This is a genomic window from Streptomyces tanashiensis, assembly GCF_014648895.1.
Taxonomy (GTDB): domain Bacteria; phylum Actinomycetota; class Actinomycetes; order Streptomycetales; family Streptomycetaceae; genus Streptomyces; species Streptomyces tanashiensis.
The window spans coordinates 557,556-581,846 of sequence record NZ_BMRZ01000002.1 but is presented as its reverse complement, the minus strand read 5'-3'; the positions used below and the strand labels follow the sequence as shown (position 1 = coordinate 581,846).

Sequence of the window (24,291 nt, the reverse complement as noted above, 5' to 3'; positions counted from 1 at the left end):
CTGGGACGCGCCGGCCGTCCCTGGCCGGCGCTCACGCCCGAGTGTGGTGACCCGTACGTTGCAATCCCGTTGCACCGGCGCACAGTTCCGTCTCCAGCGAGTCGAGCCGCGCCCGTACGGGAGGAAGCAGGTTCGCCGGTACGGCCGCGCACAGAGCCCGCCAGACCACCACGTCGTCCTCGCCCCACGCGCTGTACGCCCAGTCGGCGAGCAGCCCCGGATCACCCCGGTCCACCAGCGCCGCCCGCATCCGCTCCGCGAGCCGCTCCCGCAGCCGTACGACCCCCGGGGCTGCCGACGCGGGCAGCAGAGGGCCCGCGTAGTCCCCGGCCGCCGCCGCGACGGCCCCCGAGGCGAGCCGCCGGTCGACCGTCGCGAAGTCGGCGTCCACCGCCCCGGCGAGACGGTACGGCCGCGACCGCAGCGCGTCCGGACCGAGCAGCGCGCGCAGCCGGGACAGCTCCGCCCGCAGCGTCACCGGGGTGACCGACTCGTCCTCGTACAGCAGCGTGAGAAGTTCGTCGCCGCTCACCCCCTCGGGTCGATGGGCGAGGACCACCAGGATCTCACTGTGACGACGGCTCAGCCTCATCCTCCGCCCGCCCACGGAGAGCACCGCCTCGTCCCGGCCGAGCGCCGACAGCCGAAGCCTTCCCGGCTCCGGTGCCGGCCCGAGCAGAGCCAGCTGGGACTCGGCCGCGCGTGCCACCGCCTGCACGAAGCCGAGGCTGTGCGGGTGCGCCAGCCGTTCCCCGCCGGTGATGTCGACAGCGCCGAGCACCCTCCCGCTGTGCGGGTCGTGCACGGGCGCCGCCGCGCAGGTCCACGCCCGCACGGGACGCCGGAAGTGCTCGGCGGCGACCACCTGCACCGGCCGGTCGACGGCCAGCGCGGTGCCGGGCGCGTTCGTCCCGACCGCCGCCTCCGACCAGCGGGCCCCGGCCACGAAGTTCATCCCCCGGGCCTTGCGCAGGGTGCCCGGATGCCCCTCGACCCACAGCATCCGCCCGGCGGCGTCGCAGACCGCGAGGAGATGCTCTCCGTCCGTCGCGTACGCCCCCATCAGCTCCCGGATCACCGGCATCGCCGCGGTGAGGGGATGCGCTTCCCGGTACGCGGCGAGCTCGTCCTCGTCCAGTTCCACCCGTGCCGCCCCGTCGGGACTCACGCGCGCGCGTACCGACCGGCGCCAGGACGCGGCGACCAGCGGCCGGGCCTCGCGGGCGCCCGCCTCGGTCTCCCTGCCCGGGCCGGTCTCCCTGTCCGACTCGGTCTCCCCGCGTGGGTTGGTCTCCCCGCCCCGGCCGGTGTCCCTGCGCGGGTTGTCCTCCCTGCCGGAGTCGGAGTCCCTGCGTGGGGTGGTTCCCCTGCGCGGGGCGGTTCCCCTGCCCGACTCGGTCTCCCTGCCCGAGGCGGGCCGATCGCCCGGGGCAGTCTCCCCGCCCGTGTCGATCCCCGCGCCCCGGGTGGTCGCCGAGCGTCGTCCGCTCGCCGCGCCGCGGTCCGTCCTCCGGCGAGGACCGTCCTCCCGTCCCCGATCCTCCGCCGGTGTCCGTTCCGTCCGTGGCTCCGCCGCCACCCACGCATCGCTCAACTCGGCCTCCTCGTCGAGGTCGTCCCGGCCCGTCGCGCTCATCGTGGTGGGCCCGAGAGGTGCCGACAAGCTCCCTCGCACCACGGCATATGCACCCTGTCCGGGACCGGCCCCCGACCCCTCACGTAGAGTGGGGCTCGGGCCGTGACTGGCGCTTGAGGTGGATCACCACCGGGGAGCGGCCCGGCGGAGCGTGCCCCCGAGGCACCACCGTGCCGATGCCGTGCGCCTGGGCGAGAAACCGGTCAGAGACGACGCCCAGGAGTTGCCATGTCCACCAGCACCGCCACCCTCATGGACGGCACGGCCCTCGCCCGCCGCACGGTCGAGGAGACCGCCGCCCGAGCCGCCGAGATCACCCGCCGCACCGGCGTGACCCCGTGCCTCGCGACCGTCCTGGTCGGTGCGGACCCGGCCTCCGTCACGTACGTGAAGATGAAGCAGAACCGCTGCGCGAAGGCCGGAATCCGTTCCAAGCACGTCGAGCTGCCCGCCGAGACGACCACCGAGGAGCTCGTCGCGGCGATCACCGCCCTCTCCGAGGACCCCGAGGTGCACGGCATCCTGCTCCAGCACCCGGTCGGCCCGCACATCGACGAGCGTGCCGCCTTCGAGGCCATCGCCCCCGAGAAGGACGTCGACGGCGTCACCATGGCCTCCTTCGCCGCCATGGGATTCGGTCTGCCCGGCTTCGTCTCCTGCACGCCCGGCGGCATCATGCGCCTCCTGGACGCGTACGACGTCGAACTCAGCGGCAAGCGCGCCGTCGTCGTCGGCCGCAGCGCCATCCTGGGCAAGCCGGCCGGTCTGCTCCTCCTCGGCCGCGACGCCACCGTCACCTACTGCCACTCGCGTACCAAGGACCTCTCCTCGGTCGTCCGCGAGGCGGACATCCTCGTCGCCGCCGTCGGCAAGCCGAACTTCATCAAGGGCGAGGACGTCAAGCCGGGCGCCGTCGTCATCGACGCCGGCTACAACCCGGGCAACGTCGGCGACGTCGACTTCGCCTCGGCCGCCGAGCGCGCCTCCCTCATCACCCCGGTCCCCGGCGGTGTCGGCCCCATGACCATCGCCGTGCTCCTCGCCCAGACGGTCGAGGGCGCGGAGCGTCAGCTCGGCCTGTAGGCGACGGTGACCGGGCGGCGGCGGTGACGGAGGAGCGGCGGTGGCGTGAGCGCGCGCGGTCGGCGATGGTCACGATTCCGTACCTGCCGCGTCCGGCGGCCGGTGAACGCTGGCCGTGCCGCCGTCGAACGGAGAACCTGGTCCCTGTGTACGACCCGTCCTCCGTCCCTCCCGCGCCCGAGCCGGGCCGTCCGGGTGCCTCCGACACGCCCGAACCCGCCGGCGCGGGCCCCTCGCCGCGCCCGACCACACCGGGCGCGACGACCCCACAGGGTCCGAGCGCATCCGGCGTCACGCCGGAATTGCGTCAGGTCGCCCCTGGCGCGACGCCCGAATCGCGTTCGGACGCACCGATCGCGCACGAACCCCGCCCTTCCGCGCTCCTCGTGGACGAGCACCCCACGGCCCAGCCCTTCGCGGCCGGTGCCGAGTCGGCGTGGTCGGCCCGGTTCGTGCGGCTGGGCGCCGCCCGGCCGGGACCGGCGGCGCGGCGCGCGCGCTGGTTCGGCGTGCCGCTGGTGCCGCTGCTGACGGCCGCCCTGGTGGCCGGGGCCTTCCTGACCGCCCGGGGAGGAGCGGAGGCCGGCGGAATCGCCGACGGCCGACCCGGCGGGGACTCTGTCGGTGTGCCGTCCCCCGTCGTCACCGGTGGCACGGGACGGGCCGAACCCACCGCGACGAACGGAGCGGGGGCGGCCGACACGCCGAGTACGGAAACGCCCCTGCACCCCACGACCATCGGCGCCAGGCCGACGCCTACGGCGTCCGACAGGCGCGTGGGGGATCCGGAGGGCAGCCCGTCGCCGACGCCGTCCCGCTCCGGAAGCACCACCCCCACGCCCGGCACGCCCTCGACCCGCGCCACACCGTCCGGCCGCCCGACGGGGGCCCGGCCTCCCGAGCGGCCCGTCTCGTTCGAGACGCTGCGCGTCGGCGAGTGCTTCGACATCGACCGCGACGCGCCGGGCACCGCCCTCCGGCGGCGCTGCGACGCGCCGCACCGCGCCGAACTCGTCGCCCGGCCCCGCCTGGTCGGCACCTTCGCCACCGATCAGGCGGTACGCGAGGCCGCCACCCTCCTCTGCCGCGAACCGCTTCGCCGCAAGGCCGCGAGGCAGCCGGTCGGCACGCGCTGGACGACCTTCGTCCAGTACCCGTACCGGACCAGTCACCTCCTCGGCGCGGACACCGTCGCCTGCAGCCTGGCCGCCACCGACGGCACGCTCAGCCACCGGCTCCAGTAGTACCGGCGGCGAGCGCCGTCGCCAGGGCCGCCGCCGGGTCACGGTCGGCCGGGCCGGCCGGGGACCAGCGGGCCCCGGCTTTCAGGTACGGCCACCAGCGCCCGTCCTCGCCGAGCCGCAGCTGCGCCTCCGCCCCCACGACCGTCCACCGCGCGCCGCCCGCGCGCCGCAGCACCGGGCGTTCGTCGTCCGCCCAGGCCTCGGCGAGCCGCAGCCCTGCCCGGTCGAGTGCCTCGGTGTCCGGCGTCCACTCCTCGTCCAGTACGGCGAGGGCGGCGGCGCCCCCGAACCGCCACGCGCGCGTGGCAAGGTCCAGATCGGCCCGCGACCTCCCCGAACCGGAGGCGAGCCGTGCCGCGATCCAGGGAACGGGCGCGCCCGCCGCGAGTCGGACCGCGTCCTGAGCGACCGTCAGGCCCCTTCCCGTCGAGTGAGCTACCGTCAGAGCCACCCCTGTCGAGTGAGCGACCGCCAGACCCGGTTCCGGCGAGCGAGTGCCCGTCAGACCGACCTCTGTCGCGCCGGCCCCGCCGCCCAGCACCTCGCCGAGCAGCCGGTGTGCGCGTGCCGCCGCGTCCGCCGCGAGGAACTCGAGGGCCGCCGGGTCGACCCCCGGCTCCGGCGGGGTGTCGGTGTCCAGGGACGGCGACCGGCCCGGCGTGGCGGGGGCGACCGGGGGAGCGGGCAACGGCGGTACCAGGAACGCCGCCGCGAACACCTCCTCGGCCGACACGCCCGGCATCCCGCCGGCCCCCTCCGGCCCGGCGGCCGACGCGCCGCGCGTCTCCACCCCGCCGTGCGCGGACGGCGCGGCGGCCCGTGCGGCACTGCGCGCCTGCAGCTGGCCCAGGAGCGTGCGTTCGCCGCGCCCCCGCATCAGCAGCAGGACGAAGGGATCCTCGTCGAGGAGGCGCGCGACCTGGTAGCAGAGCGCCGCCGTGTGCGGGCAGTGGTCCCAGGCCTCGCAGCCGCACTCCGGGTCGAGGTCCCCGATGCCCGGCAGCAGGTCGAGTCCGGCCGCCGCCGCGTCCTCCACCAGGTGCGGCGGCATCTCGCGGTCGAGGAGCGCGGCGATGTGGCCGGCGCTGTCCACGGCGAGGTCGAGGAGCCGGTCCCACTCCTCCTCGGAGAACTCGCGCACCAGCACGTCGCCGCGGTACGCCGTGCCGTCACGGTCCTTGACCAGCGCGGTGATCCGGCCGGGCCGCACCGAGACGGCGCCCACCGCCCCCGCGCGCGCGTGCCGGCGTCCCGCCTTGAGCTGCTGCCCGTCGAGCGCGGTGTCCTCCAGCGCCTTCAGCCACGCCCGTCCCCACCAGGTGCGGGTGAATCCGCCGCCGGGCGCCGGAGGCAAGGCCTCGAAGGTCCGCTCGTCGTCCCCGTGCCCGTTCCCGTGGCCGCGCCCCTGTCCGTACCCGCTCATCGTCCGTCCCCTCGCAGTCGCACCAGCTCCGCCAGTTCGGCATCGGTCAGTTCGGTCAGTTCCGGTGGGGTGTCCCCGCCGGTCCCGAGGACGGTGTCCGCCAGCTCGCGCTTGCGGTCGAGCATCGCGGCGATCCGGTCTTCGATGGTGCCCTCGGCGATGAGCCGGTGGACCTGCACCGGCCGGTCCTGACCGATCCGGTACGCCCGGTCGGTGGCCTGGGCCTCCACGGCCGGGTTCCACCAGCGGTCGTAGTGCACGACGTGCTCGGCGCGCGTCAGGTTGAGCCCCGTCCCGGCGGCCTTCAGGGAGAGCAGGAAGACCGGTACGTCTCCGCTCTGGAAGCGGGCGACCATCGCCTCGCGCTCGGCGACCGGGGTACCGCCGTGCAGGAACTGCGTCCGCACGCCCCGTGCCGCGAGATGCGTCTCCAGGAGCCGGGCCATTCCCACGTACTGGGTGAAGACCAGGGTGCAGGCGCCCTCGGCGAGGATCGTGTCGAGGAGTTCGTCGAGCAGCTCCAGCTTGCCCGAGCGGCCCTCGATCTTCGGCCGCTCCTCCTTGAGGTACTGGGCGGGGTGGTTGCAGATCTGCTTCAGGCCCGTCAGGAGCTTCACGACGAGGCCCCGGCGCGCCATGCCGTCGGCCTCGGCGATCGCCGCCAGCGTCTCCCGTACCACCGCCTCGTACAGACCGGCCTGTTCGGGCGTCAGGGAGACAGTCCGGTCGGTCTCGGTCTTCGGCGGCAGCTCGGGGGCGATGCCGGGGTCGGACTTGCGCCTGCGGAGCAGGAAGGGGCGCACGAGTGCGGCGAGCCGTTCGGCGGCGGCCGGGTCCCGCCCGCCTTCGACGGCGGCGGCGAACCGGGTCCGGAACGCGCCGAGGCCGCCGAGCAGACCCGGCGTGGTCCAGTCGAGGATCGCCCACAGCTCGGAGAGGTTGTTCTCGACCGGCGTGCCGGACAGCGCCACGCGCGCGCGTGCCCCGATGGTGCGCAGCTGCCGGGCCGTCGCCGAGTACGGGTTCTTGACGTGCTGTGCCTCGTCCGCGACGACGAGCCCCCAGTTCCGGGCGGCGAGCCGCTCGGCGTCCAGCCGCATGGTGCCGTACGTGGTGAGCACGAAGCCGCCGTCGGCGAAGTCCTCCAGGTCACGGGCCGCGCCGTGGAAGCGGCGCACCGGTGTGCCGGGTGCGAACTTCTCGATCTCCCGCTGCCAGTTGCCCATGAGCGAGGTGGGGCAGACCACGAGGGTGGGTCCCGCGGACGCCGGGTCGGTCTGCCGGTGCAGATGCAGGGCGATGACCGTGATGGTCTTGCCGAGGCCCATGTCGTCGGCGAGGCAGCCGCCGAGGCCGAGCGAGGTCATGCGGTGGAGCCAGTCGAGTCCGCGGAGCTGGTAGTCGCGCAGGGTCGCGGCGAGCGCCGGGGGCTGCGCGATCTCCGGCCGGTCGCCCTCGGGTTCGGCGAGTCGCGCCCGCAGCCGTTCCAGCCAGCCGGTCGCGGCCACCTCGACGGGGCGTCCGTCGACCTCGGTCGTGCCGGTGAGGACGGCCGAGAGGGCGTCCACCGGGGTGACCTTGCGGTCCTGGTGGGTCCGGGCCCGGCGCACCTCGGCCGGATCGACGAGGACCCAGCGGTCGCGCAGTCGTACGAGCGGCCGGCCGTCCTCCGCGAGCCGGTCGAGTTCGGCCCGGGTGAGCTCGTGGTCGCCGACGGCGAAGCGCCAGTTGAAGGCGAGCAGGGAGTCCGCGGCGAGGAAGGAGGGCAGCCCGGAGGCGTGGGCGGCATCGGTGGAGTCCGCAGCGTCCGTCTCGTCGGCGCCGACTCCCTCGCGGAATGCCGAGACCTCGGCTCCGGCGTGGGCTGCCGCCGGGCCGATCACCGCGCGCGCGGTGAGCCGGTCGGCGAGCTCGCGCGGCCAGTGGATCAGGACGCCCGACGCCGCCAGGGCCTCGGCCGCCGGGCCCAGGAGCTCCGCGACCTCCTCGTCGGCGAGGTCGACGGTGTCGGGTACGGCCGCGGACAGGAGAGGGGACAGCGGAGGCCAGGCACGGGCGGCGCGCCGGAGTGCGAGGAGGGCGTCCATCCGGGCCCTGGGGCCGAACGTGGCCCCGGCCCGACCGGAGCCGGCCCACACCTCCGCCGCGTCCGCGACCATGGTCGGGTCGGCGACGCCGTGCAGCTGGAGCACGGCCCGGAAGCCGGGCGCCTCCCGCGCGTCCGCGGTGAATCCGGGCAGTTCCAGCCGGAGCGAGAGCCGGATGCCGGCGTCGTGCACCGCCGCCACGTCGGCCGCCCACGCCCGCTGTTCGGGAACGGTCTGCGGTTCGCCGGCCGCGAAGGCGGGTCCGCCGGCTGCCAGCGGAGCCGCTGGGGTACGGGGCAGTGTGTCGGCCACGGCGTCGGCGAAGGCACGGAGCAGCGCCTCGGGCTCGGGCAGGAGCAGCTGCTCGTCGTCGGAGACGGCTACGTCGTCGGATACCGGTACGTCGTCGGCCGAGGGCGCCCGGGCGGGCAGGGGTACGGCGTGCGCGGCGGGCGGCATCGACGCGGCGAGCGTGCGGAGTTCGGCCAGTTCGCCGGGGCCGAGGGGCCCGACACGCCAGGCGTCGTGGTCGGTTGCGGTGAGGCCGGGCAGCAGCAGTCCGCGCGCGACGAGGTCCAGGGCGAACAGGGACGCGGCGCCCCAGAAGGCGGTCGCGGGGGAGGCGGTGTCCGAGAAACGGGCACGGGCGAGCAACGGCAGGGCGTCCCGTACGGACAGGGAGCGGGCGGCGACGGTGACGGCCTGGAGACCGTCGTCCTCGACGACCGTGATCGCCGTGTCACCGGCGGAGGCGTCGGCAGGGTCCGCCCACGGTTCGCCGTCCGGTGCCCAGAATGCGATCCGCCCGGCGCGGGGCGGATCGGCGGGGAGGAAGACGGCGGAGTGACGGACGAGTTCGTGCGAGAGGGAGGGTTCCTGGGCGGGTTCGCGGGCCGATTCATCGGATCCGTGCGAGAGCGACAACGCATTCCTCAAATTTGACTACCTGGAGACCGAGTCGCCGATGGTACCCGAGAGAGTCCCCGGATGTGCACCTCCCTCAAGTGATCCACGCCACACTCGGCCGGTGCTCGGGGAGGGGTGGGGCTCGCCCCACCCCCGCCCCCCGGCGTGCCCCCGGTGGTGGACGGGTGGTGACGCCATGGCCCCGGACGATCACGGATCCGTACGTTCTCGGTAGGCGCCCACCGACCGGAAACCGACCCGCACCGACCGTACCGACCGACAGAAACCGGAGCCCGTCATGTCCCAGGCCACCGTCCTGCCCCCGGCCGCCGCACCCGTCGCGGCGCCCGCCCGCGCCAGGGGCACCAGCGAGTTCACCCCACTCCTGCGGACGGTCAGGGAACAGGGCCTCCTCGAACACCGTCCCGCCTGGTACGCCCGAGGGATCGTGGTGAACCTCCTCGGCATCGCCGCCGTCGCGGCCGGGCTCGCCCTCATCGGGCCCTCCTGGTGGGCACTGCTGCTCGCCGTCCCCCTCGCCCTGTTCTCCGCCCGTGCCGCCTTCGTCGGCCACGACGCCGGCCACGCGCAGATCACCGCCAACCGGAAGACGAGCCGGATCCTCCAGCTCGTGCACGCCAACCTGCTCCTCGGGATGAGCCGGGAGTGGTGGAACGACAAGCACAACCGCCACCACGCCAACCCCAACCACCTCGACAAGGACCCGGACGTCGCCGCCGACATCCTCGTCTTCGCCGAACACCAGACGGCGGGCCGCACGGGCCTACGCGGATTCCTCACCCGCCACCAGGCCTGGCTGTTCTTCCCGCTGACCACCCTGGAGGGCATCGCGCTCAAGGTGTACGGGGTCCAGGCCCTGCTCGCGAAGGACGGTCCGTGCCGCACCCGGCGCGAGCGGCTCGTCGAGGGCGCCCTGCTCCTGGCCCACTTCGCCGGATACGCGACGCTGCTGCTCACGCTCCTGACGCCCGCCCAGGCCCTCGTCTTCGCCCTCCTCCACCAGATGCTGCTCGGCGTGCACCTCGGCATGGCCTTCGCCCCCAACCACAAGGGCATGGACCGGCCGGACGAGCACGCCGACGGCGACAGCTGGGGGCATCTGCGCCGCCAGGTGCTCACCTCCCGCAACATCCGGGGCGGCGCCCTGACGGACTGGTTCCTCGGCGGACTGAACTACCAGGTCGAGCACCACCTGTTCCCGAGCATGCCGCGCCCGAACCTCCGCCTGGCGCAGCCCGCCGTCCGGGCCCACTGCGCCGCACTGGGAGTCCCGTACACGGAGACCGGCTTCGTGGACTCGTACCGCCAGGCCCTCGGCCATCTGCACGAGGTGGGCGCGCCGCTCCGCACCGAGGGCGCCGAGTAGGGTCGTACACCGAGGCGCGATGTGATCATCGGTCCGGGCGGGCGGTGAGCCGCCGCCCGGAGAGGCAGAGAAGGGGAGCTCTCCACCATGAGCGGCGGCATCGTCACCACGGTCAGCAGCAACGGCACCTACTCGTTCACCAAGCCCAACAGGGACGGCATCACCCTCCTCGCCGGGCTCGGCGTGGAGGGCGACGTCCACGCGGGCGTGACGGTGAAGCACCGGTCCCGCGTCGCGCAGGACCCCACCCAGCCCAACCTGCGGCAGGTCCACCTCATCCACGCCGAGCTCTTCGACGACGTCGCCGGCGCGGGCTTCGAGGTCACCCCCGGCGACCTCGGCGAGAACGTCACGACCCGGGGGATCGACCTGCTCGCGCTCCCCACCGGCACCCTTCTGCACCTCGGCGAGGAGGCCGTCGTCGAGGTCACCGGCCTGCGCAACCCCTGCGCGCAGATCGACACCTTCCAGCACGGCCTCCTCAAGCAGGTCCTCGGCCGTGACGAGAACGGCGAGATCGTGCGCAGGGCGGGCATCATGGGCGTCGTGCGCTCCGGCGGGGAGGTGCGGCCCGGCGACCCGATCCGGGCCGAACTGCCGGCCGAGCCGCACCGCCCGCTGGAGCGCGTCTGAGCCCGCGGAGGGCCCCCGCTCATCCCTCCAGTGCGCAGGAGTTGACCACGTCACCGCTCGCGGGCCGCGCGATCGTACGGTCCGCGGGCGGCGCCGCACCCTCCTCGACCCAGCGCGTCAGGGCGTCGAACGCGGAGCGGTAGCAGGGCAGGATCGGCCGCAGCCGGTCCGGGTACGTGTCGTAGAGCCCGTCCGTGTGCGTCCCGTCCTGCACCGTGTAGTAGCGGTGCAGCCCGCCCCGGCCCCGCGCGTCGATCATCCGCGCGTACACGTCGGAGTCCGTGGCGATCGGCAGCAGGGTGTCGAGGTCGCCGTGGAGCGTGATGAGCGGCTTGCCGATCCGCCCGGTGAGCGCCACCTTCGCGACCGCGCGATGGACGGACGCCGGACGGGAGGCGTAGTCGTAGGAGGCGTCCGAGGCGCAGGGCGCGAAGATCTGCTCCACCGTCCCACCGGCCGTGGCACCGGGGCAGGCCGGGTCGTACGCGGGGTCGAACTCGGCCCGGAAGAGCTTCTGCGTCAGACCCCAGTAGGCCTTCTCGTGGTACGGCCACAGGAAACGCGACCCGGGCGCGAAGCCCGCCGCGATCAGGTCCTCGTCGGTGGCGAGACCCTGGGACCGGGCGACCGTCACCGGCAGGCTCGTCAGCAGGTTCGGGCCGCGGGTCGTCCACAGCACGCCCTCCCAGTCGACCCCGCCGTCGTACAGCTCGGGCCGGTTCTCCAGCTGCCAGCGCGTGAGGTAGCCGGCGTTGGAGATGCCGGTCATGTACGTGCGCTCCGGCGCGTGGCCGTACCGCTGCCGTACGACCTTCTTCGCGGCCCGCGTCAGCTCGGTCACCCGGCGGTTCCACTCGGCGACCGCGTCGCCCGGCTCCCGCCCGTCGGTGAAGAAGTCCGGGCCGGTGTTGCCCTTGTCGGTGGCGGCGTAGGCGAAGCCCCGGGCGAGCACCTGGTCGGAGATCAGGGCGTCCGTGGAGTACTGACGCCGGCTGCCGGGGGCGCCCGTGACGACGAGCCCGCCGTTCCAGTGGTCGGGCAGCCGGATGACGAACTGCGCGTCATGGGCCCAGCCGTGGGTGGCGTTGAGGCGGGAGTCGTCGGGGAAGTAGCCGTCGACCTGGACGCCCGGCACCCCCGAGGGGTTGCGGGTCGCCTTGGCGGCGAGCCCGGCCTGGTCCGCCAGGTCGGTGTACGGGGTGCCGGCGAGAGCGGCGGTGGTCAGGTCGGCCAGACAAGCGGACTGCTGACGCTCGGCGCCGGGCACATGGACCCGGTCCTGACGGGCGCAGTGCGCGGCGGCCGGTGCTTCAGCCCCGGCGGGGCTCGCGGGGCCGAGGACGGTGACCCCGGTGAGGAGCGCGGCGAACAGGGAGACGCCTGGGAACAGGCGCATGGTGAGCCTCCGGTGGGACGACGGAAAGGGGGTGCGGCGCCACATCGTGCGGCGCTGCACTACCGCCGGGCCATGGTTCGGAACCACACCGCGGATCGTCGTCCTATGGGGTGCGAAGACGGGGTGGAACGGTCTGAGCCTTCAGGAGGGGCGGATGGCCATCGCGTCGAGCGCTTCGAGGAGGGCGGGCAGCCTGGGCCCCCGCGTCACGGGCAGCACCTCGTGCGGCAGCTCGTCGAGGAGGACGAACGCCATGTCGTCCGCCTTGGCCACGAGCGACCAGCCGGGACCGTCCACGCGCAGCGTGCCGGAGGCCGAGCGGACCCGGCCCACCGGCGGGGGCTCCTCCAGGTAGCCGCGCAGCTCGGCGAGGGCCTTCCCGACACCGGTGGCCGGGGCGGGGGCGGAGTCGCCGGGGGCCTGGGTCGCGGCCGGGCTCTGGGGCGGGGCCTGCCCCTGGTCCTCGGGCCGGGCCGGGGGTCGGGGGCCGGCCGCTCCTGTGGCTTCCGAGGTGCGAGCCGTCCCCGACTCCACCTCGTCGCCCACCCGGGCCCGCCAGGCGTCCCACTGGAGCGCCACTTCGTCGGCGCCGAGCCGCCGCTGGGCCGGTCCCCACTCCTCGCCCGAGGGCGAGATCAGGGGCGCGGGATCGCCCTCCTCCGGCTCCGGATCGTGCGGGGCCGGGACACCGGGGGCGACGGTCGCCACGGGCAGCGGCCAGCCCGGCAGCCCGGCCACCACCGAGCGCTCGTCGGGGGAGAGGTCGTAGGCCATGCCGCAGTCCCAGGAGGAGATGGCCACCGCGACGAGCGACACGTCGTCGACGACGACCGTCCAGCGGGCTCCGCGCCCGTCCTGGCCGAACACCAGGCCGTACCCCTCGGCGTACGGCTGCAGGCCCAGTGCGGCGCAGGCCGCCGGGTAGTCGTCACCGAGCACGCTCGGGAAGCGCGCGGGCGTCAGCAGTGCCGCGGTCAGCACAAACAGCGCGTCGGCGTCGGCCTCGGCGATCGGGTCCGTCCCAGCCACGGCATCCTCCCCATCTGGTCGTCGGCGCACCTTAACCAGTGGGTAACCCGCGCGTCGAGGGTCTCCACCCGGGAACCTCGTCTCATCGACGCGCGCCCGTCAGGCGTCACCGGCCCGCCGGGTCGTCGTCTGGTCGCGGAGGCCGAGCAGCGAGCGGGCGACGGTGCTCGGGGACTGGTTCCGTTCCCGGGCGAGCGTGATCAGGGCCCGGCAGGCCAGTTCGTTGACGCCGAAGGAGAGCATGCCGGGGGAGACCCGGCTCGCCGCCTCCTCCGCCCGGGCGGGGTCGTTCTCGGCGCAGGCGGCGACGTACTCGGCCGCCGCCTCGAAGAGGTTGTGCCCCTGCCGGGGGCGCGGTGGCGCCGGCGCGGCGGCTTCGGGCGCCTTCCGGCTGGAGGGGAGGAGTCTGCGCAGTCTTTCCGGAACTCGTGCCACGGCCCGCCGCCTTTCCCGGGCACGACTGCCCGGCATCTCCACGGTAGACAGTGAAGTGCCGTTAAAGAAGGGTGCGTTGGCATGCGTGGTGAGCGTGTGAGACGCGTCCGGCGGGCTCAGTCGGTGAACGGAGGCGGGTCCGTGCGCAGGAGCGGAAGGTTCTTCTCGACGGCCTTGTGCCACGAGCCGTCGGTGACCATCCGCGCGAGCGCCGACTGGGCCTTCGCCCGCAGGGCGCTGGCCTTCGGGAGGCCGATGCCGTAGCGCTCCTCGGTGAGGCGGAAGCCCGCGAGCTCGAACCGGCCCTCGGGGCCGCCCCGGGTCGCGTACCCGGCCAGCAGCGCGTCGTCGGTGGTGACGGCGTCGACCTCGCCCGAGCTCAGCGCGGTCATGCACTGGGTGTAGGTGTCGTACGTCCGGACCTGTGCCTGCGGGGCGATCAGCGTCCGGAAAGTGAGCGCGGAGGTGCTGCCGGTGGCTGAGCAGACCGTCAGACCGTTGAGATCGGCGGGCTCGGTGACGGGGGCCACCCGTTGCTCCCTCACCCGACACGGCCCCGGCGGGGACGGGCGAGTCCCCGGAGCCCGACCTCAACCCCCGCCCCGACTCTGCCGCAACCGGCCCCGCCTCCGCCGCGTACCGCGGTTTCACCCGGCGGACCCGTCCGGTCTCCGCGTGGCGGTGCAGCCCGGCGGGGTGCCGGTGCATCGCGTCCCGCTGCGGTGCTCAGCCCTCGCGGACGGCGAGGGCCAGGAAGCGCGCGTCCTCGTCCACGTAGCTGACGAGCCGCCAGCCGGCCTCGGCGAGCAGGGGCCGCAGCCGGGGCTCGGCGCGCAGGTCGTCCGGTGTGATCTGCCGGCCGTGACGGGCCGCCAGGGCGGCTCGCCCGATCGGGTGGAAGAGCGCGAGCCGGCCCCCGGGCCGTACCACCCGGGCGAGTTCCCGCAGATCGGCGACGGGTTCCGCGAGATGCGAGATGAGCCCCGCCCCGAAGACGGCGTCGAGCGCGCCGTCGCGCACCGGCAGTCGGCCGACGTCGGCGAGCAGCAGGGTCCCGCCCTCCTCGCCTCCGCGCCCGGCGCTGACGGCCCGTTCGATCATCTCCGGGGTGAGATCGGCTCCGAGCACGGTGCCGGAGGGGCCGACGGCGGCGCGGAGCGGCGGGAGCGCGCGGCCGGTCCCGCAGCCGGCGTCCAGCACGGCGTCGCCGGGGCGCAGACCGAGGTCGCCCACGGCCGCGGCGTAGGCGGGGCCGTCGTCCGGGAACCTGGTGTCCCAGTCGGCTGCGCGGGCGCCGAAGAACTCTCGTACATGCGTGGGGTCATCGCTCATGCGCTCATGATCTCGTACCTTTCCCGCACACGGAGGGGTGAACGTTCTGTGTGCACGTTCGAGCTCGGCGTGATCGTTCGGGACCATCTCTCTGTCATATTCCAGCAGCTTTCGAAATGCGCCCCCGGTGCGCCCCCTGATGCGCACTAGCGTCCCTGAGCCATGGGACACCTGGACCACGCCACCTTCGGCTGGCTGACCCCCGCGCTGTCGTACGCGATGGCCTGCATCGGCGCCGCTCTCGGGCTGCGCTGCACCGTACGAGCGCTCGACGCGACCGGCCGGTCCCGGCGCAACTGGCTGCTGACCGCCGCCTCCGCGATCGGCACCGGCATCTGGACCATGCACTTCGTGGCGATGCTCGGATTCGGAGTGACGGGCACCGACATCCGGTACGACGTGCCGCTCACCATCCTCAGCCTTGTCGTCGCGATGGCCGTCGTCGGCGTCGGCGTCTTCGCCGTCGGCTATGGACGCGACCGGGTCCGTTCGCTCCTGATCGGCGGACTGACCACGGGCATCGGCGTGGCGAGCATGCACTACATGGGAATGGCCGCACTCCGGCTGCACGGCCAGGTGCGGTACGACCCGCTGCTGGTCGGACTCTCGGTGCTGATCGCCGTCGTCGCCGCCACGGCCGCGCTCTGGGCGGCACTCAACATCCACGCGCCCGCGGCCGTGGCCGTCGCCTCGCTCGTGATGGGCGCGGCCGTCAGCAGCATGCACTACACCGGGATGTTCGCCGTCCGGGTCGAGGTCGTTCCCTCCGGAGCTGCCCTCCCGGGAGCGACGGTCATGCAGTTCATCTTCCCGCTCGCCGTCGGCCTCGGCTCGTACCTCTTCATCACCTCCGCCTTCGTCGCCCTGTCCCCGACGGCCAGGGAACGCGCCGCGTACGCATCCGCCGGACGCCTCACCGAACCGGACGACCGCGCGGTCGACGTCGCACCGCCCGGCTTCCGCACCGCGGAAGCGGCCCGCACACCCACGACCTGACCCTCCCGACGGACGACCCACCGCACCAGAGACAGACGAAGCCGGAACGAGGAGGCCATGCGAACTCCCCGCAAGACCAAGGACGCCGAGGCGGCCACGCCGCCACCGGCGGCCGTGCGCGGGCGGCGCGCACACGCGGGCCCGCCCGCCGACGAGCCGGGGGAGCCGACCCCCGATGCCTCCCCGACCCCGGGCAGCCACGCAGGCGCCTCGACGCCCGGCCCCGCCGCCCACCCTGCCGGGCTCTTCGCCGAGGCCTCCGTACCCCCCGGTGGCCCCGCAGGGCCACACCCGGCTGACGGAGGCAGCGTCCGCCCCGCATTCCAAGGGCTGCGTCCGCGCACCGTCCGCGCCAAGATCGTCTCGCTCCTGATGGTCCCGGTCGTCTCGCTCCTCGCCCTCTGGGGCTTCGCCACCGTCACCACCGCTCAGGACGTCGCCCGGCTCCGCCAGCTCCAGCGCGTCGACGCCGAGATCCGCGAGCCCGTGACAGCCGCCCTCTCCGCCCTCCAGGCCGAACGGCGCGCCGCCGTACGGCAGGTCGCGGCACCCGGCGCCACCCGGGCCGCCGAGCTCAAGGACCGGATCCACCGGACCGACGAGGCCGTCGACCGCCTCCGCCTGGACGGGGCGCACACCGTCGGCGACACCGGAGACCTGCCCGGTGACGTCGCCGAACGGGTGAGCACCTTCGTCGGCAAGGTCGAGGGCCTCGCCCGGCTCCGCACCGCCGCGACCGACGGGCGCGCCGACTGGGACCAGGTGTACGAGGAGTACACGGACACCATCTCCGCCGCCTTCGCGGTCGGCGGCTCCCTCACCGGCATACAGGACGCCGAGCAGGGGTCCGACGCGCGCGTACTCCTCGAATTCGGCCGGGCCGGCGAGATGCTGTCCCGCGAGGACGCCCTCCTGACCTCCGCCCACCTCACCGGCCGGCTCACCGCGGACCGGCTCCGCGACTTCGCCGGGGCCGTCGAGACCCGGCGTACCCTCCTCGCCTCGGCCACCGCCGACCTGCCCGCCGCCGAACGCGCCGCCTGGGCCCGGCTCTCCACCGGCAGCGACCACACCCGGCTCACGCGCGCGGAGGACCGGGTCGGCGAGGCGAGCCCGGGCCGCCCCGCCGCCCAGGCGGTCACCTCCGCCGAATGGGACGACACCCTCGCGGCCGTACGCGGCGGACTCACCGCGATCGAGAACGACGCGCGCGGTGCTGCCGCCCACCGCGCCGATCCCTTCGCCGGCGGCGCCCTCACCGCGGGTGGCGCGGCGGTCGTCCTCGGCCTCGCCGCCGTCGCGGCCTCGCTCGTCATCTCCGTACGGATCGGCCGGGGGCTCGTCGTCGAGCTCGTCAGCCTCCGCAACACCGCCCTCGGCATCGCACGCCGCAAACTCCCCGAAGCCATGCGCCGGCTCCGCGTCGGCGAGGAGATCGACGTCCAGGCCGAGGCCCCGCCCGGCCCCGTGTCCCAGGACGAGATCGGTCAGGTCGGCGAGGCCCTCACCACCGTCCACCGCGCGGCACTCTCCGCCGCCGTGGAACGCGCCGAACTCGCCAGCGGCATCGCCGGAGTCTTCGTCAACCTCGCCCGCCGCAGCCAGGTCCTCGTCCACCGCCAGCTGAACCTCCTGGACAGCATGGAACGGCGCGCCGACGACCCCAACGAGCTCGGCGACCTCTTCCGGCTCGACCACCTCACCACCCGCATGCGACGCCACGCCGAGAGCCTGATCATCCTCTCCGGGGCAGCCCCCGGCCGCGCCTGGCGCATGCCCGTCCCCCTCACCAACGTCGTCCGCGCCGCCGTCTCCGAGATCGAGGACTACGCGCGCGTGGAGATGCGGCGGCTCCCCGAGACGGCCGTCGTCGGCGGAGCCGTCGCCGACCTCACCCACCTCCTGGCCGAACTCATCGAGAACGCCGCCCAGTTCTCGCCGCCCCACACCAAGGTGCGGGTCAGCGGCGAACCCGTCGGCAACGGCTACGCCCTGGAGATCGAGGACCGGGGGCTCGGTATGGGCAAGGAGACCCTCGCCGAGGCGAACGCCCGTATCTCCCAGTCCGAGGCACTCGACCTCTTCGACAGCGACCGGCTCGGCCTCTTCGTCGTCAGCCGTCTCTCCTCCCGCCACGACATCAAGGTCCACCTGCGGACCTCTCCCTACGGCGGTACGACCGCCGTCGTCCTGCTCCCCACCGACCTGCTCCAGGGCGCACTGCCGCCCGGCCGCGGCATGCCGGCAAGCGGCCCCGGAACGCCCCCTGCCGGAACCCCGCGCGCGGGGAACCCGGGGACCCACGCCACCGCCGGACAGGCCGGCGGCGGGACCGGCGCGGCTCCGCGCACCGACGACGCGCGCGCCGCACGGGAACGCGAAGAGGCGCACCGTGCCGAGGCCCGCCGCTTCGGCAGGCCCCAGGTCCCGCCGCCCGCCCCGCAGGTCGGCCCGCCCGCCCCGGCAGCTCCCGCACTCCCCGGGCACCCGGCCTCACCCGTCGCGTCCGGACGACGGGCCGCCCCGCAGCCGCAGACGGGGGCGCGACCCGGGATCCTTCCCCAGCAGACGGAAGGATCGCGACCCCCGGTTCCCTCGCAGCCCCCGTCTTCCCCGTCCACGTCGGCCTCGCGTCCTCAGTCGCCGGCCCGCCCGACCGCCGTGCCCGCACTCGCGGCGGGGCCGGAGCAGGGGGACGGGACGGGAGCGGGCCCCGGATCCGGGCCGGGCGCCGGATCGGGATCCCGGCCGGAAGCCGGGAGGGGCGTCAGGCCGGGCCCCGCCCCTGCGGGAGTCACCGAACTGCGCCGACGCGGTCCCTCCGCACCGGCGCCCACGCGGGAGCAGTCGCCGGGCGCTCCGCCCGATCGGGGCGGGAACGTCGGTCACGCCGGCCCCGGCAGCCAGGGGGACCCCGCGGGACCCTATGGACCCGTCGGACCCGACGGACACGGCGACTCCGAGAGTGAACTGCCCCGCCGCATACGGCAGGCGAGTCTCGTTCCCCAGCTGCGTGAGACACCGGCCCCGGCATCGGTGTCCGTACCGGTGGCCCCCGGCACGGACGCACGTACTCCGGAGCAGGTCCGGGACCGCATGGCGGCGTACCGAGACGGCTGGCAGCGGGGCGGTGGCGCCGCCCCCGGCACCAGACGCCCCCTCGGCACGGGCTTCGGAACCGACAGCAGCCACGACCGCGGCCGCGGCACCGCCCCCCTCGACCCTCGCTCCGAAGGAGACGACGCATGATCGACCACGAGCGGATCTCGCACCACCGGTCCGGCGAACTGGACTGGCTCCTCGACGATCTCGTCATGCGGGTCCGCGAGGTCCGCCACACCGTGGTGCTCTCGAACGACGGGCTCGCCGTGGGCGCCTCCAGCGGGCTCAGCCGTGAGGACGCCGAGCATCTGGCCGCCATCGCCTCCGGCTTCAACAGCCTCGCCAAAGGCGCCGGACGCCAGTTCCACACCGGCGGAGTCCGCCAGACGATGGTCGAGATGGACGACGGCTTCCTCTTCGTCGCCGCGGCGGGAGACGGCTCCTGCCTCGCCGTCCTCAGCTCCGTCAGCGCCGACATCGGCCTCATCGCCTACGAGATGGCCCGCCTGGTGAAGCGCGTCGGCGAGCACCTGCACACCCCGCCGCGCCTCACCGCGACCCCACCGGCCGCCGGCTGACCCGGAGAAGCCCATGAACGACGACAGCGGCGGCGAACGGCCTTCCGTGCCGGGCAGTCAGTGGTACGACGCCGAGGCAGGACCGCTCGTACGCCCCTACGCGATGACCGGAGGACGGACCAAGCCGGGACCCAGCAACGTACGGTTCGACCTCATCGCCCTCGTCGTCGTGGACGACGAGCCGCCCGGGCCGGCCGAGGAAGCGCTCCTCGGCCCCGAGCACCGGTCCCTGCTCACCCTGTGCAGGGCCGAGACCCAGTCCGTGGCCGAACTCGCCGCCGACGCCGACCTGCCCGTCGGTGTCGTCCGCGTCCTCCTCGGCGACCTCCTCGAATCGGGCTTCGTGCGCGTCAGCCGGCCCGTCCCGCCCGCACAGCTCCCTGACGAAAGAATCCTGAGGGAAGTAATCGATGGCCTACGAGCGCTCTGAGAGCACCGGCGCGGGCGACGGCGCGGACACCTCCGCCCTCGCCCTGAAGATCCTGGTCGCCGGCGGGTTCGGCGTGGGCAAGACCACCCTCGTCGGCGCGGTCAGCGAGATCCGCCCCCTGCGCACCGAGGAACAGCTCAGCAGGGCCGGCGAACTGGTCGACGACACCGGGGGAGTCGACCAGAAGACCACCACGACCGTCGCCATGGACTTCGGCCGCATCACGATCCGCTCCGGGCTCTCCCTCTACCTCTTCGGCACGCCCGGCCAGGACCGCTTCTGGTTTCTCTGGGACGAGCTGTCACAGGGCGCCCTGGGGGCGGTCGTCCTCGCCGACACCCGACGCCTGGAGGACTGCTTCCCCGCCGTCGACTACTTCGAGCACCGGAAGATCCCGTTCGTGGTCGCGGTCAACTGCTTCACGGGCGCGCGTACGTACGGGGCGCACGACGTGTCCCGGGCTCTCGACCTCGACCGCGGCACGCCCGTCGTGCTGTGCGACGCGCGTGACCGCGACTCGGGCAAGGAAGTGCTGATCCGCCTGGTCGAGTACGCGGGGCGGATGCACACCGCCCGGCTCCTGGACTCGGTCGGCTGAGGCGCGCGGCCTCATCCGGAGGTGCCTGAGGCGGCGGGGCGCGCGCTCGGCGGACAGGTTCTGAGGCCGCGCGGCCGGGTTCTCAGGTCGCGCGGCCGGGTCCCGAGATCGTGCGGCCCGGTCGTCAGTCGGCGATGCCGGCCTCGGCGATCACCTTTTCGATCCGCACACGGACGAGAAGTTCGCCGGGGACCGCGTTGCGCCTGCCGAATTCCTCCGCCCGGTCCTCGCCCATGTAGCGGCCGCCGATCCGGGCGGCCCAGTGCCGCAACTCGTCAGGGTCCTCGCCGAGTTCGGCACGGCCCCGCACGGAGACGTAGGCGAAGGGCGGGGTGTCGTCCTCGATGCACAGGGCCACCCGGCCGTCGCGGGCGAGGTTGCGGCCCTTCACCGTCTCCTTGCCCGTGTTGAACACCAAGTCGTCGCCGTCGAGCAGGAACCAGACGGGCACGACATGCGGACTGCCGTCGTCGCGCACGGTCGCCAGCTTGGCCGTACGGGTCCCCTCGGACACGAAGGCCCGCCACTGATCCTCGGTCATCCTCGTCATGCCCCCATCCTGCGGCACGCGCGGGCGTGGTGCAGTGCTTGCCCTGTCCACGACAGTGCGTAAGGCTTGCGGCGATACGCGGACCACGACGGTACGGACCACGAGGGCTCTGCGGACCACCAGGTCCGCCCCGAGGGGACGCACCGGCTAGGGGGAGGACCACTGATGGCATTGGACAAGGGACTGGACTGGCTCCTGGACGACCTGACCCAGCGCGTCGGATACATACGGCACGCCCTGGTGCTGTCGAACGACGGTCTGGTGACGGGCGCGAGCAGCGGACTCGTCCGCGAGGACGCCGAGCACCTGGCGGCCGTCTCCTCCGGGCTGCACAGCCTCGCGCGGGGCTCCGGGCGGCACTTCAGGGCAGGACGGGCGCGGCAGACGATGGTGGAGTTCGACGACGCGCTGCTCTTCGTGACGGCGGCGGGCGAAGGCAGCTGCCTGTGCGTCCTGAGCGCGGCGGAGGCGGACGTCGGCCAGGTGGCGTACGAGATGACGCTTCTGGTCAACCGGGTCGGCGAGCACCTGGGTGTGGAGGCGCGGCAGCCCGGAATTCCGGGTGGCGGCGTGCTCTGACGCCTCTGCCGGGATAGTTGTCCACAGGGCGTTGTCCACAGGCAGTGCGAAGGTCGTCACTCTGCGTTACGTTTCTTTCGTGCGGGTCCGAGAGGCCCGCGACCTGGAGGGAACACGGACGCAGGGGGAGGGCCGCGACATGACGGTGGACGAAGGGGCGCGCACGGTGACGCCGGGGCGGGCCGCACAGGAACTCGAGCTGAGGCGCGACGAGTTCCGGCTAGCGGTCCAGCTCGGCGTGGTGAGGACGGTACCGGCCGGCGAGGGAGAACGGCGGCGTGTCGAGCGGTGTGAGCTCGACCGTCTCAGGGCCGCCCCGGACTTCCCCGCCGGCCTGCGCGAGCGAGTGCGCGCGGTCGGTACGGGGGAGGCGGCCGCCCTCCTCGGGATCACCGCGGACCGGTTCACCCGGCTCGCCCGGACGGGACACCTCAGCCCGGTGCGCTTCTCGCTGAACCGCTACCGGGCGGTGATCTGGATGTATCTCGCACAGGAGGTCGTCGAGTTCGGCCTCACCTGTCCCGCCCTCCTTACCGGGCGGCTGCCGCTGGACCTCCGCGAGCGCCTTGCCGCACACGAGGACCGGCGGCCCAGGAACTGGCGGACGCGGCGGCTCGGCCTGCTGCTCCGCGCGACCCAGGACCCGTGGGCGCGGGCCGCGGCCATCGCTTCCCTGCTCGACCCGGTCCAGCTGGCCGAGGTCGTCGACGATCCGTACGAGCGCACCCACCTCGACCGGCTGCGCCCGCCTCCGCCGCCCGGGATGCCGGGCTCGCCGGTCGCGCGTGAGCTCGCCGAACGGCTGACGCGGGCGGACGACCCGGACGAGATCCTCTGGCACCGGCTGAGCCTGGCTCTGGCCCTGGACGAGGCGCGCGCGGAGCGGCAGGCTCCGCACCCCGGCGAGACGCGCGTGGTCGACGTCGGTGCGCCGGTACCGCTGCCGGTGGGAGGGGCGCCGGGTGGGCTGGGGCCGGTTCCCGGAGGGCCTGTCATCGAAGCGCCCGTTCCCAGGGGGCCCGTTCCCGGGGGGCCTGTTCCCGAGGTGCCGGTTCGCGCGGTGTCGATTCCTGAAGCGCCGGTTCCTGAAGCGTCGGTCGACGCGGTGGCGTCTCCGGCGGGGCGGCCTGTCGCGGGCGGCCGTCCACCGGGCCGGCCGGTGCGCACCCGGCTCCTGGAGCGTTTCCGGCGGGGGAGGGCGACGGGTGCGGCGCGTCCCCGGCGGCGGAGGCGGCCGGTGGCCTGGCCCTGACGCGGCGCTCCGGCGTGCGGTCGGGACGGAGGCTGGAGAGGATGGGCCCATGCTCCTTGCGCGTGTCGCGGAAGTGTCCCGGGAGGTCGCGGCCGTCTCCGCGCGCTCGCGCAAGATCGCTCTGCTGGCCGGGCTGTTCGCCGAGGCCGGGCCCGAGGAGAGTCCGCTCGTCATCGCGTACCTGTCCGGGCGGCTGCCGCAGGGCCGGATCGGGGTGGGGTGGAGCATCCTCAAGGAGGTCGTCCCACCGGCCGTTCCGCCCGCAGAGGGGCCAGGGCTCACGCTCGGGCAGGTCGACGCGGCGATGGAGGAGCTGGCCGCCGTCTCCGGTGCCGGAGCCCGTGCCGAGCGGACCCGGCTGGTCCACGCGCTGCTCACGGCCGCGACCCACGACGAACAGGAGCTCCTGCTGCGGCTGCTGGCCGGCGAGGTGCGCCAGGGGGCCCTCGACGCCGTCGCCCTGGAGGGTGTCGCCAAGGCCGCCGGGGTGCCGGCCGTCGAGCTCCGCCGCGCCGTCATGCTCGAAGGCTCCTTGCCCCCGGTCGCCCAGGCCGTGCTGGCCGAGGGGGTATCCGCGCTGGACCGGTTCACCCTGCGGGTCGGCAGTCCCGTGCAGCCGATGCTCGCGCACACGGCCGCTTCCGTCGCCGAGGCGATCGCGGGCCTGGGGCCGTGCGCCGTCGAGGAGAAGCTCGACGGCATCCGCGTCCAGGTGCATCGGCGCGGCGACGACGTCAGGGTGTACACACGCTCCCTCGACGACATCACCGACCGCCTCCCCGAGGTGGTCGCGACCGCCCGCGGGGTCGCAGCCGACGCGTTCATCCTGGACGGCGAGGTGATCGCCCTCGATCCCGGAACCGGGCGCCCGGTGTCCTTCCAGTCGATCGCCGCCCGGGTGGGCTCCCGTGCCGACGTGGCCGGGGCGCGTGCGGCCCTTCCCCTGACACCCGTCTTCTTCGACGTCCTCGCACGGGAGGGGGAGAGCCTGATCGACCGGGCCGGATCGGAGCGGCACGCCGTTCTCACCCGTCTGCTGCCGGAGTCCCAGCGGGTCCGCCGTACCGTCGTCACGGATCCGGCCGATCCCGCGCAGGCCGAGGCCGCCGAGCGGTTCTACACGGACACCCTCGCGCGGGGACACGAGGGCGTGCTCGTCAAGGCGTTGGAGGCGCCCTATGTGGCAGGCCGCAGGGGCCGCACCTGGCTGAAGGTGAAGCCCGTCCACACCGTGGACCTCGTCGTGCTCGCCGTGGAGCGCGGCCACGGCCGCAGAACCGGGCTGCTCTCGAACCTCCATCTCGGGGCGCGGACCGCCGACGGTGGCTTCGTCATGCTGGGGAAGACGTTCAAAGGGCTCTCGGACGAGACCCTGCGCTGGCAGACCGAGCGGCTCGGCGAACTCGCCGTGTCGGACGACGGGTTCACCGTGCGCGTGAGGCCCGAGCTCGTCGTGGAGATCGCCTACGACGGGCTCCAGGCCTCGACGCGCTACCCGGCGGGCGTCACGCTCCGCTTCGCCAGGGTCGTGCGCTACCGGCCCGACAAGCGGGCCTCCGAGGCGGACACCGTCGAGCGGATCACCCAAGGCCGCTGACCACGGCCGACGGGCCTC

21 protein-coding genes and 1 riboswitch are annotated in these 24,291 nt (G+C 74.3%); of the genes, 12 read left to right on the top strand and 9 right to left on the bottom strand.

What is annotated here, in order from left to right; all coding sequences use genetic code 11:
* Nucleotides 1-31: 31 nt before the first annotated feature.
* Entirely contained in the window at nt 32-1,453 is a 1,422-nt protein-coding gene (locus IE237_RS08325; RefSeq protein WP_229842549.1) for a GAF domain-containing protein, read from the bottom strand.
* A 275-nt stretch (nt 1,454-1,728) separates the two neighbouring features.
* Nucleotides 1,729-1,836, top strand: a riboswitch (ZMP/ZTP riboswitch).
* A 28-nt stretch (nt 1,837-1,864) separates the two neighbouring features.
* Here IE237_RS08325 and IE237_RS08320 point away from each other — a divergent pair.
* Nucleotides 1,865-2,719 carry a bifunctional 5,10-methylenetetrahydrofolate dehydrogenase/5,10-methenyltetrahydrofolate cyclohydrolase gene (locus tag IE237_RS08320; protein WP_189801154.1) on the top strand — a complete coding sequence of 285 codons (855 nt, stop codon included), beginning with the start codon at nt 1,865-1,867 and terminating at the stop codon, nt 2,717-2,719.
* 386 nt (nt 2,720-3,105) lie between these two features.
* Complete coding sequence (locus tag IE237_RS08315) at nt 3,106-3,963, top strand: hypothetical protein (RefSeq protein WP_189801153.1); 858 nt, start codon at nt 3,106-3,108, stop codon at nt 3,961-3,963.
* On the opposite strand, the gene IE237_RS08310 is transcribed toward IE237_RS08315, so the two are convergent.
* On the bottom strand, nt 3,944-5,386 hold the full coding sequence (locus tag IE237_RS08310; protein WP_189801152.1) for an SWIM zinc finger family protein: 1,443 nt from the start codon (nt 5,384-5,386) through the stop codon (nt 3,944-3,946). The two genes, IE237_RS08315 and IE237_RS08310, sit on opposite strands and share 20 nt — an antisense overlap.
* Nucleotides 5,383-8,397, bottom strand: coding sequence for an SCO1167/SCO6262 family helicase (locus IE237_RS08305; RefSeq protein ID WP_229842443.1), 3,015 nt, complete (start codon nt 8,395-8,397; stop codon nt 5,383-5,385). The genes IE237_RS08310 and IE237_RS08305 overlap by 4 nt, the downstream gene beginning before the upstream one ends.
* Nucleotides 8,398-8,677: 280 nt before the next feature.
* Here IE237_RS08305 and IE237_RS08300 point away from each other — a divergent pair, with 280 nt between their 5' ends.
* Together IE237_RS08300 and IE237_RS08295 are read left to right on the top strand one after the other, a co-directional pair.
* Nucleotides 8,678-9,766 carry a fatty acid desaturase family protein gene (locus IE237_RS08300; protein WP_189801150.1) on the top strand — a complete coding sequence of 363 codons (1,089 nt, stop codon included), beginning with the start codon at nt 8,678-8,680 and terminating at the stop codon, nt 9,764-9,766.
* A gap of 87 nt (nt 9,767-9,853) precedes the next feature.
* Nucleotides 9,854-10,399 carry an MOSC domain-containing protein gene (locus tag IE237_RS08295; RefSeq protein ID WP_189801149.1) on the top strand — a complete coding sequence of 182 codons (546 nt, stop codon included), beginning with the start codon at nt 9,854-9,856 and terminating at the stop codon, nt 10,397-10,399.
* 19 nt (nt 10,400-10,418) lie between these two features.
* Here IE237_RS08295 and IE237_RS08290 read toward each other — a convergent pair whose 3' ends face one another.
* The 5 genes from IE237_RS08290 to IE237_RS08270 all read right to left on the bottom strand — a co-directional run bounded on the left by IE237_RS08290 (nt 10,419) and on the right by IE237_RS08270 (nt 14,591).
* Nucleotides 10,419-11,795 carry a tannase/feruloyl esterase family alpha/beta hydrolase gene (locus IE237_RS08290; protein ID WP_189801148.1) on the bottom strand — a complete coding sequence of 459 codons (1,377 nt, stop codon included), beginning with the start codon at nt 11,793-11,795 and terminating at the stop codon, nt 10,419-10,421.
* Between the two features lie 141 nt (nt 11,796-11,936).
* Nucleotides 11,937-12,824, bottom strand: coding sequence for a hypothetical protein (locus tag IE237_RS08285; protein ID WP_189801147.1), 888 nt, complete (start codon nt 12,822-12,824; stop codon nt 11,937-11,939).
* Between the two features lie 99 nt (nt 12,825-12,923).
* Nucleotides 12,924-13,259 (bottom strand): hypothetical protein, encoded by a 336-nt coding sequence (locus tag IE237_RS08280; protein ID WP_189801146.1) that lies wholly within the window; start codon nt 13,257-13,259, stop codon nt 12,924-12,926.
* A 116-nt stretch (nt 13,260-13,375) separates the two neighbouring features.
* Entirely contained in the window at nt 13,376-13,789 is a 414-nt protein-coding gene (locus IE237_RS08275; RefSeq protein ID WP_189801145.1) for a type 2 periplasmic-binding domain-containing protein, read from the bottom strand.
* 196 nt (nt 13,790-13,985) lie between these two features.
* Entirely contained in the window at nt 13,986-14,591 is a 606-nt protein-coding gene (locus tag IE237_RS08270) for a class I SAM-dependent methyltransferase (RefSeq protein ID WP_189801144.1), read from the bottom strand.
* Nucleotides 14,592-14,753: 162 nt separating this feature from the next.
* On the opposite strand from IE237_RS08270, the gene IE237_RS08265 reads away from it, so the two are divergent.
* The 5 genes from IE237_RS08265 to IE237_RS08245 are packed head-to-tail and all read left to right on the top strand — an operon-like array spanning nt 14,754 to nt 20,295.
* A complete protein-coding gene (locus IE237_RS08265) occupies nt 14,754-15,587 on the top strand; it encodes an MHYT domain-containing protein (RefSeq protein ID WP_189801143.1) in 834 nt (277 codons plus the stop codon).
* Between the two features lie 57 nt (nt 15,588-15,644).
* Nucleotides 15,645-18,836, top strand: coding sequence for a sensor histidine kinase (locus IE237_RS08260; protein ID WP_189801142.1), 3,192 nt, complete (start codon nt 15,645-15,647; stop codon nt 18,834-18,836).
* A complete protein-coding gene (locus IE237_RS08255) occupies nt 18,833-19,267 on the top strand; it encodes a roadblock/LC7 domain-containing protein (protein ID WP_189801141.1) in 435 nt (144 codons plus the stop codon). The genes IE237_RS08260 and IE237_RS08255 overlap by 4 nt, the downstream gene beginning before the upstream one ends.
* Nucleotides 19,268-19,280: 13 nt before the next feature.
* Nucleotides 19,281-19,697: a DUF742 domain-containing protein gene (locus tag IE237_RS08250; protein ID WP_189801140.1), complete on the top strand. Its 417-nt coding sequence runs from the start codon at nt 19,281-19,283 to the stop codon at nt 19,695-19,697.
* Complete coding sequence (locus tag IE237_RS08245) at nt 19,678-20,295, top strand: GTP-binding protein (RefSeq protein ID WP_189801139.1); 618 nt, start codon at nt 19,678-19,680, stop codon at nt 20,293-20,295. The genes IE237_RS08250 and IE237_RS08245 overlap by 20 nt, the downstream gene beginning before the upstream one ends.
* A 124-nt stretch (nt 20,296-20,419) precedes the next feature.
* On the opposite strand, the gene IE237_RS08240 is transcribed toward IE237_RS08245, so the two are convergent.
* Entirely contained in the window at nt 20,420-20,845 is a 426-nt protein-coding gene (locus IE237_RS08240; RefSeq protein WP_189801138.1) for a PPOX class F420-dependent oxidoreductase, read from the bottom strand.
* A 165-nt stretch (nt 20,846-21,010) separates the two neighbouring features.
* On the opposite strand from IE237_RS08240, the gene IE237_RS08235 reads away from it, so the two are divergent.
* The 3 genes from IE237_RS08235 to IE237_RS08225 all read left to right on the top strand — a co-directional run bounded on the left by IE237_RS08235 (nt 21,011) and on the right by IE237_RS08225 (nt 24,273).
* On the top strand, nt 21,011-21,424 hold the full coding sequence (locus IE237_RS08235; protein WP_189801137.1) for a roadblock/LC7 domain-containing protein: 414 nt from the start codon (nt 21,011-21,013) through the stop codon (nt 21,422-21,424).
* A 79-nt stretch (nt 21,425-21,503) separates the two neighbouring features.
* Nucleotides 21,504-22,676, top strand: coding sequence for a DUF6397 family protein (locus tag IE237_RS41300; RefSeq protein ID WP_268253680.1), 1,173 nt, complete (start codon nt 21,504-21,506; stop codon nt 22,674-22,676).
* Nucleotides 22,677-22,725: 49 nt separating this feature from the next.
* A complete protein-coding gene (locus IE237_RS08225) occupies nt 22,726-24,273 on the top strand; it encodes an ATP-dependent DNA ligase (protein ID WP_189801136.1) in 1,548 nt (515 codons plus the stop codon).
* Nucleotides 24,274-24,291 lie beyond the last annotated feature (18 nt).

What these genes read in the sequence shown, in the direction of transcription:
- IE237_RS08255 (WP_189801141.1), top strand. Translation starts at nt 18,833, where the DNA reads ATGATCGACCACGAGCGGATCTCGCACCACCGGTCCGGCGAACTGGAC.
- IE237_RS08265 (WP_189801143.1), top strand. Translation starts at nt 14,754, where the DNA reads ATGGGACACCTGGACCACGCCACCTTCGGCTGGCTGACCCCCGCGCTG.
- IE237_RS08250 (WP_189801140.1), top strand. Translation starts at nt 19,281, where the DNA reads ATGAACGACGACAGCGGCGGCGAACGGCCTTCCGTGCCGGGCAGTCAG.
- IE237_RS08295 (WP_189801149.1), top strand. Translation starts at nt 9,854, where the DNA reads ATGAGCGGCGGCATCGTCACCACGGTCAGCAGCAACGGCACCTACTCG.
- IE237_RS08235 (WP_189801137.1), top strand. Translation starts at nt 21,011, where the DNA reads ATGGCATTGGACAAGGGACTGGACTGGCTCCTGGACGACCTGACCCAG.
- IE237_RS08245 (WP_189801139.1), top strand. Translation starts at nt 19,678, where the DNA reads ATGGCCTACGAGCGCTCTGAGAGCACCGGCGCGGGCGACGGCGCGGAC.
- IE237_RS08310 (WP_189801152.1), bottom strand. Translation starts at nt 5,386, where the DNA reads ATGAGCGGGTACGGACAGGGGCGCGGCCACGGGAACGGGCACGGGGAC.
- IE237_RS08300 (WP_189801150.1), top strand. Translation starts at nt 8,678, where the DNA reads ATGTCCCAGGCCACCGTCCTGCCCCCGGCCGCCGCACCCGTCGCGGCG.
- IE237_RS08240 (WP_189801138.1), bottom strand. Translation starts at nt 20,845, where the DNA reads ATGACGAGGATGACCGAGGATCAGTGGCGGGCCTTCGTGTCCGAGGGG.
- IE237_RS08320 (WP_189801154.1), top strand. Translation starts at nt 1,865, where the DNA reads ATGTCCACCAGCACCGCCACCCTCATGGACGGCACGGCCCTCGCCCGC.
- IE237_RS08270 (WP_189801144.1), bottom strand. Translation starts at nt 14,591, where the DNA reads ATGAGCGATGACCCCACGCATGTACGAGAGTTCTTCGGCGCCCGCGCA.
- IE237_RS08290 (WP_189801148.1), bottom strand. Translation starts at nt 11,795, where the DNA reads ATGCGCCTGTTCCCAGGCGTCTCCCTGTTCGCCGCGCTCCTCACCGGG.
- IE237_RS08225 (WP_189801136.1), top strand. Translation starts at nt 22,726, where the DNA reads ATGCTCCTTGCGCGTGTCGCGGAAGTGTCCCGGGAGGTCGCGGCCGTC.
- IE237_RS08260 (WP_189801142.1), top strand. Translation starts at nt 15,645, where the DNA reads ATGCGAACTCCCCGCAAGACCAAGGACGCCGAGGCGGCCACGCCGCCA.